Annotated in this window: 2 protein-coding genes and 1 pseudogene; all 3 read left to right on the top strand. The window is 63.2% G+C overall.

The features are described 5' to 3' along the window. A pseudogene (locus tag PMI12_RS15970) lies at positions 1-201 on the top strand (ABC transporter ATP-binding protein); the annotation flags it as partial. Between the two features lie 40 nt (positions 202-241). Beyond that, positions 242-1438: an ABC transporter substrate-binding protein gene (locus tag PMI12_RS15965; protein WP_007834406.1), complete on the top strand. Its 1197-nt coding sequence runs from the start codon at positions 242-244 to the stop codon at positions 1436-1438. A 46-nt stretch (positions 1439-1484) separates the two neighbouring features. Beyond that, positions 1485-2507 (top strand): ABC transporter substrate-binding protein (locus PMI12_RS15960; RefSeq protein ID WP_007834404.1); only part of this gene is annotated, 1023 nt, incomplete at its 3' end.

Raw genomic sequence — 2507 nt, 5'->3', positions numbered from 1 at the left:
ATCGTGCAGGCGCTGGCCCGAATGATCACCATGCTGCGCGCCAAGGGCTACACCATCGTCATGGTGGAGCAGAACTTCCGCTTCGCGGCGCCGTTGGCGGACCGCTTCTATGTGATGGAGCATGGCCGCATCGTCGAAAAATTCGGCGCGGCCGAACTTGAAGCCAAGATGCCGGTGCTCACCGAACTGCTCGGCGTCTGAACTCGAACACCCAACAAGATTTTTCAGGAGACCCAACACCATGAACAAGAAACTCGGACTCATCGCCACCGCCGTCGCCATCCTCGCCTTGAGCGCAGGCGCTGTGCAGGCGCAGGAAAAAGTGAAGATCGGTTTCGTCACCGATATGTCGAGTCTCTACGCCGACCTGGAAGGCAAGGGCGGCGCCACCGCCATCCAGATGGCCATCGACGACTTCGGCGGCAAGGTGCTGGGCCAACCCATCGAACTGCTGACGGCCGACCACCAGAACAAGGCCGACATCGCCGCTTCCAAGGCGCGCGAATGGATCGACACCGCTGGCGTGACCATGGTCTTCGGCGGCACCAACTCCGGCACCGCGCTGGCCACCGCCAAGGTGGCGGAAGAGAAAAAGCGCGTGTACTTCAACAACGGCGCCGGCAGCTCGGTGCTCACCAACGAGCAGTGCAGCCCCTACACCGTCCACTATGCCTACGACACCGTGGCGCTGGCCAAGGGCACCGGCGCGGCCGTGGTCGATCGCGGCGGCAAGAGCTGGTTCTTCCTGACGGCCGACTACGCCTTCGGCCACGCACTCGAAGCCGACACCACCAAGGTGGTGAAAGAGAAGGGCGGCACGGTGGTGGGCGCGGTGCGCCATCCGCTGAACGCATCCGACTTCTCGTCGTTCCTGCTGCAGGCGCAGAACTCGAAGGCGCAGATCCTCGGCCTGGCCAACGCCGGCGGCGACACCATCAATTCGATCAAGGCCGCCAAGGAATTCGGCATCAACAAGACCATGAAGACCGCCGGCCTGCTGGTCTTCCTGAGCGACATCCACAGCCTGGGCCTGAGGAACACCGAAGGCCTGCTGCACACCACCAGCTGGTACTGGGACCTGAACGACGACACGCGCAAGTTCGCCAACCGCTTCTTCGAGAAGACCAAGCGCATGCCCACCGACGTGCAGGCTGCCGACTACTCGGCCACCACCACCTACCTGAAGGCCGTGGCTGCCGCCAAGACGACCGACTCCGACAAGGTGATGGCGCAACTCAAGAGCATGAAGGTTGACGACTTCTACGCCAAGGGTCAGATCCGCGCCGACGGCAGCTTCATCCACGACATGTACCTGGTCGAAGTGAAGTCGCCCGCCGAATCGAAGAAGCCTTGGGACTACCTGAAGGTGCTCAAGACCCTGCCGGGCGACCAGGTCTTCACGGCCAAGGCAGAAACCAAGTGCGCCAGCTGGAAGTGATGCTCGCCCTCACGACTTTCCGTTCCTTCTCCAGGAGTTCCCGACCATGAAAAAGACGTTCGTGCTTTCCGGCCTGTCCCTTGCCATGGCGCTTGCCGCGGGCGCCGTCCAGGCCCAGGACAAGGTCAAGATCGGCTTCATCACCGACATGTCGAGCCTCTACGCGGACGTGGAGGGCAAGAACGGCGCCCTCGCGATCCAGATGGCCATCGACGACTTCGGCGGCAAGGTCAACGGCATGCCCATCGAGCTGCTGCAGGCCGACCACCAGAACAAGGCCGACATCGCGGCTTCCAAGGCGCGCGAATGGATCGACACGCAGGGCCTGACGATGCTGTTCGGCGGCACCAGCTCGGGCACGGCGCTGGCCATGGCCAAGGTGGCGCAGGAGAAGAAGCGCGTGTTCGTCGTGAACGGTGCCGGCAGTTCGGCGCTCACCAATGAGCAGTGCAGCCCCTACACCGTGCACTACGCCTACGACACCGTGGCGCTGGCCAAGGGCACGGGCAGCGCCGTGATCGCACGCGGCGACAAGAGCTGGTACTTCCTGACGGCCGACTATGCCTTTGGCCAGGCACTGGAAGCCGACGCGTCCAAGGTCGTGAAGGAGAAGGGCGGCACCGTGGTGGGCAGCGTGAAGCATCCGCTCAACACCTCCGACTTCTCCTCGTTCCTGCTGCAGGCGCAGAACTCCAAGGCCCAGGTGCTGGCGCTGGCCAATGCGGGCGGCGACACCATCAACTCGATCAAGGCCGCCAAGGAATTCGGCATCACCAAGACCATGAAGATGGTCGGCCTGCTGGTGTTCGTGACCGACGTGCACAGCCTGGGCCTGAAGAACACCGAAGGCCTGCTGCTCACCACCAGCTGGGACTGGAACCTCGACGACAAGACGCGCGCCTTTGGCAAGCGCTTCTTCGAGAAGACCAAGCGCATGCCCACCGACATCCAGGCCGCCGACTATTCGGCCACCATGACCTACCTGAAGGCCGTGCAGGCCGCCAAGACGGTCGATGCCGACAAGGTGATGGAGGCGCTCAAGAAGACCCCCGTCGACGACTTCTATGCC

The sequence above is a fragment of the Variovorax sp. CF313 genome (genome assembly GCF_000282635.1).
In the GTDB taxonomy this organism is placed as follows: domain Bacteria; phylum Pseudomonadota; class Gammaproteobacteria; order Burkholderiales; family Burkholderiaceae_C; genus Variovorax.
The sequence above is the reverse complement of the archived record's forward strand: the minus strand, read 5'-3'. Positions and strand labels throughout refer to the sequence as shown.